At 63.0% G+C, this 14,326-nt stretch carries 16 protein-coding genes and 1 tRNA gene; 11 read left to right on the plus strand and 6 right to left on the minus strand.

Going from position 1 to position 14,326, the window contains the following annotated elements; translation table 11 throughout:
- Nucleotides 1-85: 85 nt before the first annotated feature.
- The 5 genes from RI444_RS06755 to RI444_RS06775 all read left to right on the plus strand — a co-directional run bounded on the left by RI444_RS06755 (nucleotide 86) and on the right by RI444_RS06775 (nucleotide 3,951).
- Nucleotides 86-1,282, plus strand: coding sequence for a glycosyltransferase (locus RI444_RS06755; RefSeq protein ID WP_021472570.1), 1,197 nt, complete (start codon nucleotides 86-88; stop codon nucleotides 1,280-1,282).
- 83 nt (nucleotides 1,283-1,365) lie between these two features.
- Nucleotides 1,366-1,442: transfer RNA gene (locus RI444_RS06760), tRNA-Ile, on the plus strand.
- A gap of 228 nt (nucleotides 1,443-1,670) precedes the next feature.
- Entirely contained in the window at nucleotides 1,671-2,054 is a 384-nt protein-coding gene (locus tag RI444_RS06765) for a Panacea domain-containing protein (protein WP_242703112.1), read from the plus strand.
- Nucleotides 2,014-2,559, plus strand: a complete 546-nt coding sequence (locus RI444_RS06770; protein ID WP_207604931.1) for a hypothetical protein — start codon at nucleotides 2,014-2,016, stop codon at nucleotides 2,557-2,559. Before RI444_RS06765 ends, RI444_RS06770 begins: the two co-directional genes overlap by 41 nt.
- A 201-nt stretch (nucleotides 2,560-2,760) precedes the next feature.
- Nucleotides 2,761-3,951, plus strand: a complete 1,191-nt coding sequence (locus tag RI444_RS06775; RefSeq protein ID WP_069694485.1) for an acyl-CoA dehydrogenase family protein — start codon at nucleotides 2,761-2,763, stop codon at nucleotides 3,949-3,951.
- Nucleotides 3,952-4,021: 70 nt separating this feature from the next.
- Here the strand turns inward: RI444_RS06775 and RI444_RS06780 are convergent, their stop codons facing one another.
- A complete protein-coding gene (locus tag RI444_RS06780; RefSeq protein WP_207604930.1) occupies nucleotides 4,022-4,552 on the minus strand; it encodes a M23 family metallopeptidase in 531 nt (176 codons plus the stop codon).
- Nucleotides 4,553-4,962: 410 nt separating this feature from the next.
- Here RI444_RS06780 and rpsB point away from each other — a divergent pair, with 410 nt between their 5' ends.
- From rpsB to RI444_RS06810, 6 genes are all read left to right on the plus strand, one after another.
- Nucleotides 4,963-5,802, plus strand: a complete 840-nt coding sequence (gene rpsB / locus RI444_RS06785; protein ID WP_062095912.1) for a 30S ribosomal protein S2 — start codon at nucleotides 4,963-4,965, stop codon at nucleotides 5,800-5,802.
- Nucleotides 5,803-5,925: 123 nt separating this feature from the next.
- Nucleotides 5,926-6,762 carry a translation elongation factor Ts gene (gene tsf / locus RI444_RS06790; protein ID WP_021472575.1) on the plus strand — a complete coding sequence of 279 codons (837 nt, stop codon included), beginning with the start codon at nucleotides 5,926-5,928 and terminating at the stop codon, nucleotides 6,760-6,762.
- Nucleotides 6,763-6,883: 121 nt separating this feature from the next.
- Nucleotides 6,884-7,621 carry a UMP kinase gene (gene pyrH, locus RI444_RS06795; protein ID WP_021472576.1) on the plus strand — a complete coding sequence of 246 codons (738 nt, stop codon included), beginning with the start codon at nucleotides 6,884-6,886 and terminating at the stop codon, nucleotides 7,619-7,621.
- 101 nt (nucleotides 7,622-7,722) lie between these two features.
- Nucleotides 7,723-8,280 (plus strand): ribosome recycling factor, encoded by a 558-nt coding sequence (frr, locus tag RI444_RS06800; protein WP_021472577.1) that lies wholly within the window; start codon nucleotides 7,723-7,725, stop codon nucleotides 8,278-8,280.
- Nucleotides 8,280-9,215: a phosphatidate cytidylyltransferase gene (locus tag RI444_RS06805; protein WP_062095914.1), complete on the plus strand. Its 936-nt coding sequence runs from the start codon at nucleotides 8,280-8,282 to the stop codon at nucleotides 9,213-9,215. The genes frr and RI444_RS06805 overlap by 1 nt, the downstream gene beginning before the upstream one ends.
- Nucleotides 9,216-9,237: 22 nt before the next feature.
- Nucleotides 9,238-9,822, plus strand: coding sequence for a DivIVA domain-containing protein (locus tag RI444_RS06810; RefSeq protein WP_021472579.1), 585 nt, complete (start codon nucleotides 9,238-9,240; stop codon nucleotides 9,820-9,822).
- On the opposite strand, the gene RI444_RS06815 is transcribed toward RI444_RS06810, so the two are convergent.
- The 5 genes from RI444_RS06815 to RI444_RS06835 are packed head-to-tail and all read right to left on the minus strand — an operon-like array spanning nucleotide 9,819 to nucleotide 14,319.
- Nucleotides 9,819-10,538: a hypothetical protein gene (locus RI444_RS06815; RefSeq protein ID WP_062095917.1), complete on the minus strand. Its 720-nt coding sequence runs from the start codon at nucleotides 10,536-10,538 to the stop codon at nucleotides 9,819-9,821. The two genes, RI444_RS06810 and RI444_RS06815, sit on opposite strands and share 4 nt — an antisense overlap.
- A gap of 39 nt (nucleotides 10,539-10,577) precedes the next feature.
- Nucleotides 10,578-12,053, minus strand: coding sequence for a cation acetate symporter (locus RI444_RS06820; protein ID WP_062095919.1), 1,476 nt, complete (start codon nucleotides 12,051-12,053; stop codon nucleotides 10,578-10,580).
- Complete coding sequence (locus RI444_RS06825) at nucleotides 12,050-12,409, minus strand: hypothetical protein (protein ID WP_021472582.1); 360 nt, start codon at nucleotides 12,407-12,409, stop codon at nucleotides 12,050-12,052. Before RI444_RS06825 ends, RI444_RS06820 begins: the two co-directional genes overlap by 4 nt.
- Nucleotides 12,406-13,125, minus strand: a complete 720-nt coding sequence (locus tag RI444_RS06830) for a LytR/AlgR family response regulator transcription factor (protein WP_021472583.1) — start codon at nucleotides 13,123-13,125, stop codon at nucleotides 12,406-12,408. The genes RI444_RS06825 and RI444_RS06830 overlap by 4 nt, the downstream gene beginning before the upstream one ends.
- A 15-nt stretch (nucleotides 13,126-13,140) precedes the next feature.
- On the minus strand, nucleotides 13,141-14,319 hold the full coding sequence (locus RI444_RS06835; RefSeq protein ID WP_062095923.1) for a histidine kinase: 1,179 nt from the start codon (nucleotides 14,317-14,319) through the stop codon (nucleotides 13,141-13,143).
- Between the last annotated feature and the right edge of the window lie 7 nt (nucleotides 14,320-14,326).

A 14,326-nucleotide genomic window follows, 5' to 3' on the forward strand; every position in this document is an offset into this window, starting at 1 on the left:
GCTTCGGCGGTCCGGCAAAACCGGCGACACCGCAGCATAGCCACCTTCCATGCTGTCCGCACCGTGACCATCAGGAGTTCTCCACGTGACCATTCCCGACACCAATAAACCCCTTACCATCCTGATTGCGGCGGACACATACCCCCCGCACGTCAACGGAGCAGCCCAGTTCGGGTACCGCCTGGCCAAGGGAATGACGGCGCGTGGACACAATGTGCACGTCCTGGCGTGCCGGCAGGACAAGGGCAAGAGCTTCACGGAGTTCCGGGATGAAGCCACGGTGCACCGGCTTCGTTCGCACAGCGTTCCCACGCACGAATACTTCCGCATCTGCTTCCCGTGGGAGATCAAGAAGGAAATCAGCCTTCTTTTCGACAAGGTCCAGCCTGACGTCGTCCACATCCAGAGCCACTACATGATCGGCGAGCATGTCCTCTATGAGGCTGTAAAGCGCGGTGTGCGGATCGTGGCCACCAACCACTTCATGCCTGAAAACCTGAACCCGTTCCTGCCCTTCCCACAGTGGTTCAAGGACATCGTCGGACGGATCTCGTGGAAGGACATGGGCAAGGTGATGGGCAAGGCGGACGTCGTCACCACGCCAACGCCCCTCGCGGCAAAGGCGATGCACCAGCACGCCTTCCTTCGCAAGGTCCTGCCGTTGTCCAACGGCATCGACTCGGCCGCCTATGAGCTGCAGCCCGGAGAGACCGTTGAGCGGCCTGCGCATCCCACCGTGCTCTTCGTCGGTCGCCTCGCCGAAGAAAAGCATGTGGACGTGCTCATTGACGCCGTCTCCAAGACCCCGCGCGAATTGAACGTGCACCTTGAGATCGTGGGAGGTGGCGAAGTCCGCCCGGCACTGGAAGCGCAAGTGGCAAAGCTCGGATTGCAGGATCGCGTGAAGTTCCTGGGCCTGGCCAGTGATGAAGAATTGCGGGAGGCCTACATCAAGGCCGATGTCTTCTGCATGCCTGGAACCGCGGAGCTCCAGTCCTTGGTAACGCTCGAAGCCATGTCTGCGTCCACGCCTGTGTTGCTGGCGAACGCCATGGCGCTGCCGCACTTGGTCCGCGACGGGGAGAACGGCTACCTGTTCACCCCGAATGACAGCAACGAACTGGCCGCGAAGATCACCGAGCTGGTGAAGCTTCCCGAGGACCAGTTGCGTGCCATGGGCAAGGTCAGCCGCGAGATGGTGGAACCGCACAGCATCAACAGCACCCTGCAGACTTTCGAGGACCTGTACCGGGGCGCGAGCTATGACGACATGGTGGTGTGACCGGAGCACTGCCTTCCAGCTATTAGTATTGCTAGAGTGCTTTGCCCTCCAAACGTCTTTCATGGCGGATTGAAGGGCTTCACGGGGCTATAGCTCAGCTGGTTAGAGCGCGGGACTCATAATCCTAAGGTCCTCGGTTCAAGTCCGAGTAGCCCTACCAATATCTAAATGCGTATTGGACCCAACTGATTTGGCGCATGGCGGTATGGCAAAAATGTCGTACGTTGGGCCCATACTTGGCATATATGAGTCTCGGTTACAGCCGGGGTCTGGAGTACTCGAACTCCGATACGAACATGTAGACATGAACTGCTGATTGCGGGGAGCGATGGCGAAGGTACTAGACGTTGCGGCTTACATCTTGGAGCAACAAGGTTCTATGAGTGCTATGAAACTGCAAAAGCTTGCATATTACGCTCAGGCTTGGCACTTGGTTTGGGAAGAGGAAGCCCTTTTTCGCGAGCCCATTCAGGCTTGGGCCAACGGTCCTGTGATACCGGACCTTTACCAGGCACATAAGGGCAACTTCATGGTTAGTTCGGTCCGCGGGCATAGTGAGGAACTGTCCAACGCCGAAAAGTCGTCAGTAGACGCTGTTCTGACTGCCTATGGTAAGTTCACGGCCCAACAACTAAGCGAGATGACTCATCGCGAACAGCCTTGGCAACAAGCACGTCGGGGCGTTCCTGAGGGAAGTCGTAGTTCCTCCATAATCACGCCCGCTTCGATGCATGAGTACTACCACGGCCTACACGCTCGCCACCATGGGTAAACGGCGCGGGGCACACAAAAAGGTGGATGTCCCGCCTGGGGGTTGGCAGAACGCGGTCAAAGGGAAGGCTCCGGTTATCCCGAATGCAGTCGAACCGCCAGAGAAGCTCGCTAGGGTGTTGGATCTGGAACACGAGGACGTAAGGTCCAGGCGGCTAGTGTGGCGGTTTTCGGAAGTCGACAGGGATGGCGATTGGGATCCTACTGCCATACAACCAGGACACTTCGAGAATCTGTTGCAGAAGATGGCCGACTTTGAATCGATGACTATAGGCGAGATATTCAAGCCGGGTAGTGAGCACGGGAAACGCTACCCTGTAGAGAGGCTGCCTTCTCACACGCAAGCTCGACTGGCCGAGATAGAACGCGATGATGAGACTGAGCTTGCGCGATTACGATGTGGGGGTGCTCCGAGGCTTTACGGCTTTTTAAGAGATCACGTTTTCCATGTCCTCTGGTGGGATCCGAAGCATGCCGTATTTCCATCTCTCAAGAAACACACTTAGTCTTGCCCGTGCTGTCACGGGACGCGATGGAGCCGTGGTTGACGTCCGGGACGTCAACCACGGCTCCTTTTTGCCTTTCTTCTGACAGTCCTACATTGCCCGAAGCGGGGGAGTCGGGTATGTTACTGATCAGTAACATACCCGTCGGTAACTTGCCGAACCCCGTCTTGGTCGCTGTGGACCAATCCAGGAGGAGAGAACATGTCGAACGCCCCCTTCGATCCCGCCACCCTGCCCTACGCCGACGGCGACTTCTATGCTTTCGAGCAGTTGCTGACAGGAAAGGAACAGGACCGCCTGGCAGAAGTTCGTGAGTTCCTGGCCCGCGAGGTCAAGCCGATCGCCGTGGACTGCTGGAACCGCGCCGAGTTTCCCACGGACCTGATACCCAAACTTGCCGAACTGGACCTTGTCAGCCCAGTCCGTCGGCAGGGCTACTCCAATGTGTTCGCAGGTATCCTGCATGCCGAGATGACGCGGGCTGACGCATCGATCGCCACGTTCATGGGTGTCCATGACGGGCTCTTCACAGGTTCCATCGAAGCCCTGGCTTCCCAGGAGCAGAAGGACGCGTGGCTTCCGGACATCTACTCCTTGAAGAAGATCGGAGCCTTTGGGCTGACCGAGCCGCTGGGAGGTTCCGACGTGGCCGGTGGAACCCGAACCACCGCCCGGCGGGACGGTGACAACTGGATTCTTAATGGCGCCAAGCGGTGGATCGGGAACGCGACGTTCTCGGACTGGGTTGTCATCTACGCGAAGGACGTTGAGGACAATCAGGTCAAGGCGTTCCTGGTGGACACCTCCCTCCCCGGTTTCTCTGCGAGCAAGATCGAGAACAAGATTTCCCTCCGGACCGTGCAGAACGCGGACATTACGCTGGAGGACGTGGTGGTGCCGGACTTCTTCAAGCTGGCGCACGCCAACAGCTTCCGAGACACCAACAAGGTCCTGAAGGTCACCCGGCTTGCGGTTGCATGGCAAGCCGTGGGACTGCAGTTGGCAGCCTTCGATGTGGCGCGCAGCTACGCTGTGGAGCGCCAGCAGTTCGGCAGGCCATTGGCCCGCTTCCAGTTGGTGCAGAACCAGTTGGTGCAGATTCTTGGCAATACCGTGGCTTCCATGGGCATGATGGTCCGCTTGGCCCAGTTGGAGGACGCCGGAGCTGCCAAGGATGAACAGTCGGCGCTGGCGAAAGCCTTCACTACAGCCCGCATGCGCGAAAGTGTTGCGCTCGGACGCAGCATCCTGGGCGGCAACGGAATAGTCACCGACTACGGCATGGCCAAGGTCTTCGCTGATGCCGAGGCCATCTATTCGTATGAGGGCACGCACGAGATCAACACGCTGGTCACTGGGCGCGCCATCACGGGAGTCTCCGCGATCGTCTAAGGATCGGGCGCGCCGGGGGTGGGCACAATGGTGCCGCGGCATGGGCCGGTTCAAGGGCGGGCCGGTCTGTTCAATCAAGCGGCAGCAGTATTGAGGGACGCAGGTCCTGCGCGAACGCCAAGGGATTGACGTAGTCGTCGCCGCGCCGGACACCCCAGTGGAGGCACTTAGCTGCCGGGCAATGCCCCGCGATGTCCTCGATTGTGCCGATCACCTGCCCTTTCGCCACGGGGTCGCCCTGCTGAAGTTCGCTGGCCACCGGCTCGAAGCTGCTCCGCAGGCCGCCGCCGTGGTCGATGGTGATGACCTTCCTGTCAACAACGACGCCGGCGAAGGTCACCACGCCGTCGGCCGGGGCGAAGACCTGCGAATCCGCCTTCCCGGGAGTGCTGGAGGACTCCGGCGCCAGATCTACGCCGCGGTGCCCGCTGAGCCAAGGCTTGTCCGGAGGATCGAACGGTTGCGCCACCTTGGGTTTGGGGGACAGCGGCCAGTCCCAGCGTGGCTGCGCAGGAGCCGGTGCCGCGCCAGGCGCGGCAGGGGCGGAGCCTGCCAACACGGCGGCTGCCAGCAGGAGGTGAGCGATCTTCGGCAGGGTCATGGAACCAGCCTCCAGCGTGTGGCTGCACGGGGCCATGGCCCGGGTTCCGTATGTGGATAAGCACGCCTTGGCCTGCCCCGGCGGACGGTCAAAAATGCGGGTCTGCTGTAGTACACTTGATGGAGCAGTTTGCTGTGCCCTCAAGCTTATTCAGGAGCGCGTCTCATTCAGGTGCGTGAGGGGCTCAACCTGACTACGCGTATCCAGCCCTCCATCAGCGGAGCCTCGTGGCTCCACGCTGCGGAGGATTGTGCCTCCTGCGGTCCGGCCTGACTTGTCCGGATGGGAAGTGCAATGGATGCCAGGAGCCGTGCCCGTCCGGGCCATGGCTAAAAAACCGTCAACTATTGGCAGGGTAAGAGCAGCCCTCGGGGCTCTCTCATGAATGACCTGCCGGAAGGAGCGTCGGCATGCCCGTCGTAACCATGCGCCAGCTGCTTGACAGCGGCGTCCACTTTGGACACCAGACCCGTCGTTGGAACCCGAAGATGAAGCGCTTCATCTTCACGGAGCGCAACGGCATCTACATCATTGACCTCCAGCAGTCGCTGTCCTACATCGACCGCGCCTACGAGTTCGTCAAGGCTACTGTCGCCCACGGCGGCACGGTCCTGTTCGTCGGCACCAAGAAGCAGGCCCAGGAAGCAATTGCCGAGCAGGCTACCCGCGTTGGCCAGCCGTACGTCAACCAGCGTTGGCTCGGCGGTATGCTGACCAACTTCCAGACTGTCGCCAAGCGTATCCAGCGCATGAAGGAACTCGAAGAGATCAACTTCGACGACGTCGCAGGCTCGGCATACACCAAGAAGGAGCTCCTGCTCCTCAAGCGCGAACTCACCAAGCTTGAAGCCAACCTCGGTGGTATCCGCAACCTGACCAAGGCTCCTTCGGTTCTGTGGGTTGTTGACACCAAGAAGGAACACCTTGCTGTTGACGAAGCCAAGAAGCTGAACATCCCGGTTGTTGCCATCCTGGACACCAACTGCGATCCGGACGAAGTCGACTTCCCGATCCCGGGCAACGACGACGCCATCCGCTCCGTGAACCTGCTCACCCGCGTTGTTGCCGACGCCGTTGCTGAGGGCCTCATCGCCCGCAACCAGCGCTCCTCCGGCACCACCGAAGCTCCGGAAGAGCCGCTTGCCGAGTGGGAGCGCGAACTCCTCGAAGGCAGCAAGGCAGAAGCAGAAGCCAAGGCCGCTGAAGCAACCGAGGCTCCCGCAGCCGGCGAAGCTGAAGAAGCCAAGTAAATCTGTACCTTCCCTGACGCCGGAAACCGCGTCGGGGGCTACTGACAGGATGGCGGCCCACACTGTGGGTTGCCGTCCTGTTAGTTACGTAAACACCAAAAATTTCTAGACAGAGGGGTTCCCATGGCGAACTACACTGCTGCTGACATCAAGGCCCTGCGCGAGCGCACCGGCGCCGGCATGATGGACGTCAAGAAGGCTCTTGACGAGGCCAACGGTGACGCCGAGAAGGCCATCGAAATCATTCGCATCAAGGGCCTCAAGGGCGCTACCAAGCGCGAAGGCCGTTCCACTGCCGAGGGCCTGGTTGCTGCCAAGGTCACCGGCGGCGTTGGCGTAATGATCGAGGTCAACTGCGAGACCGACTTCGTCGCCAAGGCTGACAAGTTCATCCAGCTGGCTGACAAGGTCCTCAACGTTGCAGTCGAGTCCGGCGCAGCCGACCTCGACACCCTGCTCGCCACCGAGGTAGACGGCAAGAAGCTTGCCGACGTCGTCATCGAAGAGGGCGCAGTCCTCGGCGAGAAGGTTGTTGTCCGCCGTATCTCCCGCGTTGAGGGAACCACGGTTGACGCTTACCTGCACAAGACCTCCAAGGACCTCCCGGCCCAGGTCGGCGTTCTGTTCGCTGTTGACGGCGAAGGCGAAGCCGCTGCCACCGCAGCACACGACATCGCCGTCCACGTTGCCGCCATGGCTCCGAACTACCTGACCCGCGAAGACGTTCCGGCCGAACTGGTCGAGTCCGAGCGCCGCATTGCGGAAGAGACCGCCAAGGCTGAAGGCAAGCCGGAAGCTGCACTTCCCAAGATCGTCGAAGGCCGCGTGACGGGCTTCTACAAGGGTGAAGTTCTGGTTGACCAGGCATTCGCCAAGGACTCCAAGAAGACCGTTGCCCAGGTCCTCGAGGAAGCCGGCGTCAAGGCAACCGCAGTTACCCGTTTCCGCGTCGGAAACTAGCAAGTCATGAAGAGGGGTGGTCACTTCGGTGGCCGCCCCTTTTTCATGCATCCGTCAGGGTAGTACCTGGGCGGACCAACAGCACGATAATCTAGCCCAAGTCCACCAACGGGAAGGCACCATGGAAACCGTCAACACTGCAATCCAGCCCGAGAAGAGCCGCCGTCGTGTACTGCTGAAGCTGTCCGGCGAGGTCATCGGCGGGGGCAAGCTCGGCGTCGATCCTGAAACCGTCCGGGCGATCGCGAAGCAGATCGCTGCCGCTGTCTCCGACGTTGAAGTGGCGATCGTGGTGGGTGGAGGTAACTTCTTCCGCGGCGCCGAACTCTCCCAGAGCGGCATGGACCGCTCCCGTGCGGACTACATGGGCATGCTTGGTACGGTCATGAACTGCCTGGCCCTTCAGGACTTCCTGGAGCAGGCCGGTGTGGAGACGCGGGTGCAGAGCGCGATCACGATGGGCCAGGTGGCCGAGGCTTACATTCCGCGCCGCGCCATCCGCCACATGGAGAAGGGCCGCGTGGTCATCTTCGGTGCCGGCGCCGGTTTGCCGTACTTCTCCACCGACACCGTAGCCGCGCAGCGTGCCCTTGAAGTGCACGCCGACGTCGTCCTGATGGCCAAGAGCGGCGTGGATGGCGTATACACCTCCGATCCCAAGAAGGACCCCACCGCGGAAAAGCTGGATGTGCTCAGCTACGACGATGCCCTCCGCCGCGATATCCGTGTCATGGACCAGACGGCTATGACCATGTGCAAGGACAACAACCTGTCCATGGTGGTCTTCGGCATGGAGGGCGAAGGCAACGTAACCCGCGCCATCCGCGGTGAAACCCTCGGAACCCTGGTTACCCCCTAGCAGCGGCTAGGATATTTCTAGGACCGTCCGCCCGCAGTGGCGGATCTTTACTGTGCATGGCCGCCCGTAGCAGGGCAGCGACTATTACTGAGGAGAACCCCGTGATCGAAGAGACCTTGCTCGAAGCCGGCGAGAAGATGGACAAGGCGGTTGAGGTAGCCAAGGAAGACTTCGCCTCGATCCGTACGGGCCGGGCGAACCCCGGACTCTACAACAAAGTGATCGTGGAGTACTACGGCACCCCCACGCCGCTCCAGCAGCTTGCTTCCTTCGCCGTTCCGGACGCACGCACCATCCTCATCACGCCCTACGACAAGAGCGCGCTCCGCGACATTGAGAAGGCCCTGAGCGACTCCGAGGTGGGTGCCAACCCCTCCAACGACGGCAACGTCATCCGCGTGACCATTCCTGAGCTCACCAAGGAACGCCGCAAGGAATACGTCAAGATCGTCAAGGGCAAAGGCGAGGACGCCAAGGTGTCCGTCCGCAGCATCCGCCGCAAGGCCAAGGACGCCCTGGACAAGCTGGTCAAGGACGGCGAAGCCGGTGAAGACGAGGGTGCCCGCGCCGAAAAGGAACTCGACGCCATCACCAAGCAGCACGTCGACAGCATCGATGACCTGCTGAAGCGCAAGGAAGCCGAGCTGCTCGAGGTCTGATGAGTCAGCCAGAGCCGGCGCCCGCCGGGCAGGTCCCGACGTCAGGGGCGCGCAGACTGGCCAGGCGCCTGCAAGGTAACCCGACGCCGAAGGCGGGCCGCAATCTGCCCGCCGCCATCGGCGTCGGGCTTGCCATGCTGTTTGCCGTCCTTGGCGGACTGCTTTTCCTGCCGCTGGGCTTTGTCCTGCTGGTTACCGCTTTCGCTGTCCTGGGTGTGTGGGAAGTATTCCGTGCCCTTGAGGCCCAAGGCACCCGCATGCCGGTGATCCCGGTGATGGTGGGAGCCCTGGCGATGCCCGTATCCGCCTACTTCGGCGGACTTGAGGGGCTCCTCTTCACCATGGTGGCCAGCAGTGTTGCCGTGCTCTTGTGGCGTTCCATCGAAAGTGCCGCCGGGGCGCCCCGCAGTGTCTTTGCCGGGGTGTTCACGCTGGCATGGGTGCCCTTCCTGATCAGCTTCGCGGCGTTGCCGCTCCATGCCGCGGGCGGTGCGACTCCCGTGGGCCTGTGGCCGAACGGAATCCCCGCCGGGGCATGGCAGATCGCGTCGATGCTCCTGCTGGTGGTGGCCAACGACACCTTCGGCTACATCGTCGGTGCCTCGTTCGGCAAGCACCCCATGGCGCCCAAAATCAGCCCCAAGAAGTCCTGGGAGGGTTTCGCCGGATCGGTTGCCGGTGCCATGGTCATTGGCGTGCTGGCCTGCCTGCTGTTCCTGGACAAGCCCTGGTGGGTCGGGCTGATCCTGGCCACCGGCATGGTTGCCGCAGCCACTGCCGGCGATCTTGCCGAGTCCATGGTCAAGCGTGAACTCGGGGTGAAGGATATGAGCAGCATCCTCCCCGGCCACGGCGGCGTCATGGACCGCCTGGATTCAATCGTGTTCGCAGCCCCCGTGGCTTTTGTTCTGTTCGCGCTGCTGAGCGGCGTCTGACACCCCCGACGAAGGATAGTTGATGGCATTGGATATTCGACGCCAGATCCCGGCAACGTTCGAGCGCGTGGAGCGCAACAAGTACGGCTACAACGCCAAGCAAGTAGACGCGTTCCTCAGCCGTGCACGGAACTCGTTCGAGAACCCGGGCAACACGGCCGACCCCGTGGCCAGTGCCGACGTCAGGGATGTGGCCTTCGATCCCGTCAAGGGCGGGTATGACGCCCAAAGCGTCGATGCCGCCTTGGACAGGCTGGAGGATGCCTTTGCGCGCCGCGAGCGGGATGACCTGATCAACCAGCAGGGCGAGGAAGCCTGGCTTCGGCAGATCGGTAAGCTCTCCGGCATTTTGCGTGGCCGGCTTCACCGTCCCGACGGCGAGCGGTTCCGCCGGCCGGCCAGGAAGCGGACCCGCAGCTACAACGTCCAGGACGTAGACGCACTGTGCGTCCAGTTGATCGACTACCTCGAAAACGATCAGCCGCTCAGCGTAGATACGGTCCGGAGGGCTGTCTTCCGGGCGGCGAAGGGCGATGAAGGCTACGACGAAGCACAGGTGGACGTCTTCCTGGACCGCGTTGTGGAGTTGATGGCCGCCATCGATTAGGGGGTCTTCCGGCTGTCCCCGGTAGGGCCGCCCCCGGCAGGGGAGATCGATGTGAGCTTCCGCCAGACGCCGTCGTAGCGGCGTTTACCGCGGAACAAGGACGTCACCAGGAAGGCCAGCCCGGCCATCACTCCTGCGCCCACGGCGAATGGTGCTGCCAACCCGGCCACCAACAAAGCCGACCCCACCAGCAGGCCGATCAGTGCGGCGTTGACCGTGCCCATGAACACCATGCTGCTGCCTGCCACCTGGCTGAAGTCCCGCCGACCGCCGAAAAAGTAGTACGTCCGTTTAGCGCCTTCCTCGTCATCGGTGAAGCCGGCCATGAGGTAGGGGGCAACACCGGGATCCAGGTCAACGTAGGCAGCCCTCAGCCTGTTCATGGCTATGACGTACATGAGGTCTTCCATGCCGACGCTCATGACGCGGACGTGGGTCAGCAGGCCTACCAGCACGTCGATGCTGAGGATGGTCAACGCGAAAGCCCGGAACGCATCCGAGAACTGCGTTGCGTTGCCCACCAAGGCCACGCTGAGCAGGCTCGCCGAGGTAAACGTCAGGAACATGCTGATCCGGGTGAGGACCTCGCCCTGGGTGGTACTTCGTGAAGCGAGCAGGCTCCAATGCTCAGTGGCCAGCAACTGGGCCCGGACACCGGGGGCGGCTGCCGGATCAGCTGGTGGCTGGATGTCCGCAGGGCCCGCTTCGTGGGACATGGCGCCATTGTCCACCCCGCAGGAGCTGCGGACAACCGGTCAGGGCAGTTGGCGTTCGGTGACTACCGGCCGTTCCGGTACGTGCAGCCTGGACATCACGCGGTTCACCGAGGCAGGTACCCGTCCTTTGGTGGCCACGGACACGCCAACGGTCACGGCGAACGCTGCCGGAACCGTCCAGGCTGCAGGCTGGGCCAACCAGAAGGGGGCTGCACTTGCGCCCAGGACAGTGCCAGCCACCATCGCACCGCCGCACAACACGCCACCCGTGACCATTCCTGCGATGGCGCCCGCGTCCGTCAAGCCCCGCCACCAGATGCCCAGGAGCAGCACCGGGCAGATGGTGGATGCCGTGAAGGCAAAGACCAAACCGACGCTGCCTGCCAACGCCAGGGAATCGGTGGTCAAGGCGAAACCCAAAGGGACGACGGCGGCCAGCAGCGCCGCGAGCCGGAAGCCGCGGACGCTGCCTCCGAAGAGGTCCTGGCTGATGACGCCCGACAGCGAAACCACCAACCCGGAGGTGGTGGACAGGAAGGCCGCAAACGCGCCTGCCACGACGAGCGCGGAGAGAAGGTCGCCGGCCGGGCCACCCACAAGCTTGCCCGGAAGCAGCAATACCAAGGCGTCGGCCTGGCCGGATCGGGCCAGCTCCGGAGCGTAGATCCGCCCGAGGGCACCTGCCAGGGTCGGGAAGAGGTAGAAGACCGATAGCAGGCCCAGCACAATCAATGTTGTACGCCGGGCCGATTGCCCATCGGGATTGGTATAGAACCGGACGAGCACGTGGGGCAGGCCCAGCGTCCCGAACAGCAGGGCAACCAGCAAGGACACGTTGTGGTATACGCCGGCGGTGGCCGTTTCCGAAGGGTTGATGGGAAGCGCCGCCACGGGAGCCGTGTCATTGGCCGTCAAGGCGAGGAGGATAAAGACCACCGGAACAGCCAGCGCCGTGAGTTTGAGCCAGTACTGGAAAGCCTGGACAAACGTGATTGAACGCATCCCGCCTGCCACAACCGTCAGGCACACAACCAGCACCACCGCCGTCGAGCCTATCCACGACGGCAGGCCCGTTGTGATGCGGATGGTGAGTGCCGCACCGTGGAGTTGCGGCACGATGTACAGCCACCCCACGGCGACTACCACCAGGCTCGTGACGCGCCGGACCATCTTGGAGTCCAGGCGGGCTTCGGTGAAGTCGGGAATCGTGTAGGCCCCGGACCGGCGCAGGGGAGCCGCGACGAATAGCAGCAGCATCAGGTAGCCCGCCGTGTAGCCAACCGGGAACCACAGGGCGTCAGTACCGGACAGGAGGATGAGGCCGGCAACCCCCAGGAAGCTGGCGGCCGACAGGTATTCGCCCCCGATGGCCGAGGCGTTCCACCATGGCCGGACGGTCCGGGACGCGACGTAGAAATCCCCGGTGGTCCGCGAAATGCGGAGGCCGTAGAAACCGATGGCCGCCGTCGCGAGGGAGACCGCGACGAAAGCGAACAGACCGACCGCCGGGTTCACCGCTCCTCCGTCAAATCACGGTAGCGGGCCTCGTTGCGGGCCGCCGCGCGGGTGAAGAACCACGCGCTGAGCCCTATGACCGGATACACCCCAACGCCCAGCAGAAGCCAGTCCAGACGGATCCCCAGCACAGTTGTCTCCGCAACCCCGGGTCCAAACACCAGGAAGGCCGCGAAAGCGGCGAGGATCAGCAGAAAACCGCAGGCTACCACCAGCGCCAGGCGCAATTGCGAGCGGATGAGTGAACGGATAAAGACCCTGCCGGCGTCGGACTCTTCGCTGACGTCACCGTACGCAAGCCGGCCCCGGGGTACCGGTACCGAATGGCGCGGCGCGGTGACACGGACCCGCGTCATCCTTGCGGCCGGGGACGGGTGGCTTCCAGCCGGTCCCGGACGGAGGGAAGGTGGCGGCGGCTGATGGGCAGCTCGGCACCGGCCACGGTGACGCTGGGGGACGAAGCCGAAAGTTTAAGGTGTCCCACGTGGTTGAGCGCAATCAGGTAGCTGCGGTGGATCCGGATGAAGCCCGCCTCCGCCCACTGCTGTTCAAGGTCGCTGAGGGGAACGCGGATGAGGTAGCTCGCTTCGGCGGTGTGCAGCCGGGCATAGTCGCCCTGGGCCTGGACGTAGCTGACGTCGTCGCGGCGGATCATGCGGGTGGTGCCGCCGAGGTCAACGGTGATCATCTCCGGCGCCGGGGCGCCGTCCTTGATGAGCTCGCTGATCCGGTCCACGGACCTGGCCAGCCGTTCGGCCCGGAGCGGCTTCAGCAGATAATCGACGGCGGCAAGGTCGAACGCCTCCAAAGCGCAGTCCTCGTCGGCCGTTACAAAGACGACGGCGGGAGGGTTGCTGCTGCGGGAGATGGCCCTTGCGATGTCCAAACCGGACAAGGCCGGCATGTGAATGTCGAGGAAGACAGCATCTACGGACTCGGTTTCCAGGGTCCGCAGCGCCTCACCGCCGGAGGAAGCGCGGTGGATTGTGCCAATGCGGCCGTCCCGCCCCAGCAGGAAGGCGAGCTCCTCAACTGCGGGCAGTTCGTCATCGGCGACGAGCACGTTGATCATGCTTCCAGATTAGCCTTATGCGTCGTGGCGAGGTTGGGACTTGGGCACGCGCATGGTGATCAGGGTGCCTTCACCGGGGGCTGTGTCGATCACCAGGCCGTGCTCGTCGCCGTAGACCTGCCGAAGCCGTGCATCCACGTTGCGAAGGCCGACGTGGTCGCCGTCGCTGTGCCCGGCGAGCACTTGCCGCAGGTGCTCCGGGTCCATCCCCACGCCGTCGTCCTCGATGGTGACCTCCGCAAACGCGCCGGAATCATTGGCACAAATGGTGATGTGTCCGGGCCCTTCCTTCGCCTCGAGACCGTGACGGACCGCGTTCTCAACCAGCGGCTGGAGGCTGAGGAACGGGATGACAGTACTCAGCACCTCCGGCGCGATCCGCAGGCTGACCTGGACACGCTCGCCAAACCGGGCCCGTTCCAGCAGGAGGTAGCGGTCAATGCAGCGAAGTTCCTCGGCGAGCGTGGTGAAGTCGCCGTGGCGCCGGAAGGAATACCTGGTGAAGTCGGCAAACTCCACTACCAGTTCACGTGCCCGGGCGGGGTCCGTGTTGATGAAGGAGGCGATGGCGTTCAAGGAGTTGTAGATGAAGTGCGGGCTGATCTGGGCCCTGAGGGCGCGGACTTCGGCCTCCATCAGGAGGGTCCGGGATGCCTCGAGCTCAGCGAGTTCCAGCTGGGCGCCGATCCAATCGGCCACTTCGCTGGTGGCCCGGACCAACCCGGCGCCCGCCGACGGCGCCAGGGCCGCAACTGTCCCCACCACCTTGGAACCGGCGCGGATGGGGGCGATGACGGCACTGAAACTGCCCGGTTGGGCTGTCGCGTGGGGAACCACCGCGGTGCGTCCGCTTTCCAGCACCCCGCGGACAATGCCCATGAGCGCCGGCCTGGTGTCCTCGGCCGTTCCGTCCCACGCCACCACTGCTTCAGTGTCCGTGATCGCCAAGGCCTCGCAGCCAAGGAGCGCCCGCAACTGCTTGCTGGCCTTCCCCGCCCCGGCGGGTTCCAGACCGCCGCGAAGGTGCTGTCCCGCCCGCGATGCGGCGTGCAGCGTCTTGTAGGTTGCCTGCTCGGCGTCCGTGCCGAGGTCCCGGAAGGAGCGCACCACTTTCAGGCCGACACCCACGACGACGGCCACCGCCAGGACGATCACGGCGATCGCGGCTGCTGTGAAAAGCGGGGAATCGGGCATGGAGCAA

Source organism: Paenarthrobacter sp. AT5, assembly GCF_032764245.1.
GTDB lineage: Bacteria > Actinomycetota > Actinomycetes > Actinomycetales > Micrococcaceae > Arthrobacter > Arthrobacter ureafaciens.

What these genes read in the sequence shown, in the direction of transcription:
- RI444_RS06765 (WP_242703112.1), top strand. Translation starts at nt 1,671, where the DNA reads ATGAAACTGCAAAAGCTTGCATATTACGCTCAGGCTTGGCACTTGGTT.
- RI444_RS06770 (WP_207604931.1), top strand. Translation starts at nt 2,014, where the DNA reads ATGAGTACTACCACGGCCTACACGCTCGCCACCATGGGTAAACGGCGC.
- RI444_RS06775 (WP_069694485.1), top strand. Translation starts at nt 2,761, where the DNA reads ATGTCGAACGCCCCCTTCGATCCCGCCACCCTGCCCTACGCCGACGGC.
- RI444_RS06780 (WP_207604930.1), bottom strand. Translation starts at nt 4,552, where the DNA reads ATGACCCTGCCGAAGATCGCTCACCTCCTGCTGGCAGCCGCCGTGTTG.
- rpsB (WP_062095912.1), top strand. Translation starts at nt 4,963, where the DNA reads ATGCCCGTCGTAACCATGCGCCAGCTGCTTGACAGCGGCGTCCACTTT.
- tsf (WP_021472575.1), top strand. Translation starts at nt 5,926, where the DNA reads ATGGCGAACTACACTGCTGCTGACATCAAGGCCCTGCGCGAGCGCACC.
- pyrH (WP_021472576.1), top strand. Translation starts at nt 6,884, where the DNA reads ATGGAAACCGTCAACACTGCAATCCAGCCCGAGAAGAGCCGCCGTCGT.
- RI444_RS06805 (WP_062095914.1), top strand. Translation starts at nt 8,280, where the DNA reads ATGAGTCAGCCAGAGCCGGCGCCCGCCGGGCAGGTCCCGACGTCAGGG.
- RI444_RS06810 (WP_021472579.1), top strand. Translation starts at nt 9,238, where the DNA reads ATGGCATTGGATATTCGACGCCAGATCCCGGCAACGTTCGAGCGCGTG.
- RI444_RS06815 (WP_062095917.1), bottom strand. Translation starts at nt 10,538, where the DNA reads ATGTCCCACGAAGCGGGCCCTGCGGACATCCAGCCACCAGCTGATCCG.
- RI444_RS06825 (WP_021472582.1), bottom strand. Translation starts at nt 12,409, where the DNA reads ATGACGCGGGTCCGTGTCACCGCGCCGCGCCATTCGGTACCGGTACCC.
- RI444_RS06830 (WP_021472583.1), bottom strand. Translation starts at nt 13,125, where the DNA reads ATGATCAACGTGCTCGTCGCCGATGACGAACTGCCCGCAGTTGAGGAG.
- RI444_RS06835 (WP_062095923.1), bottom strand. Translation starts at nt 14,319, where the DNA reads ATGCCCGATTCCCCGCTTTTCACAGCAGCCGCGATCGCCGTGATCGTC.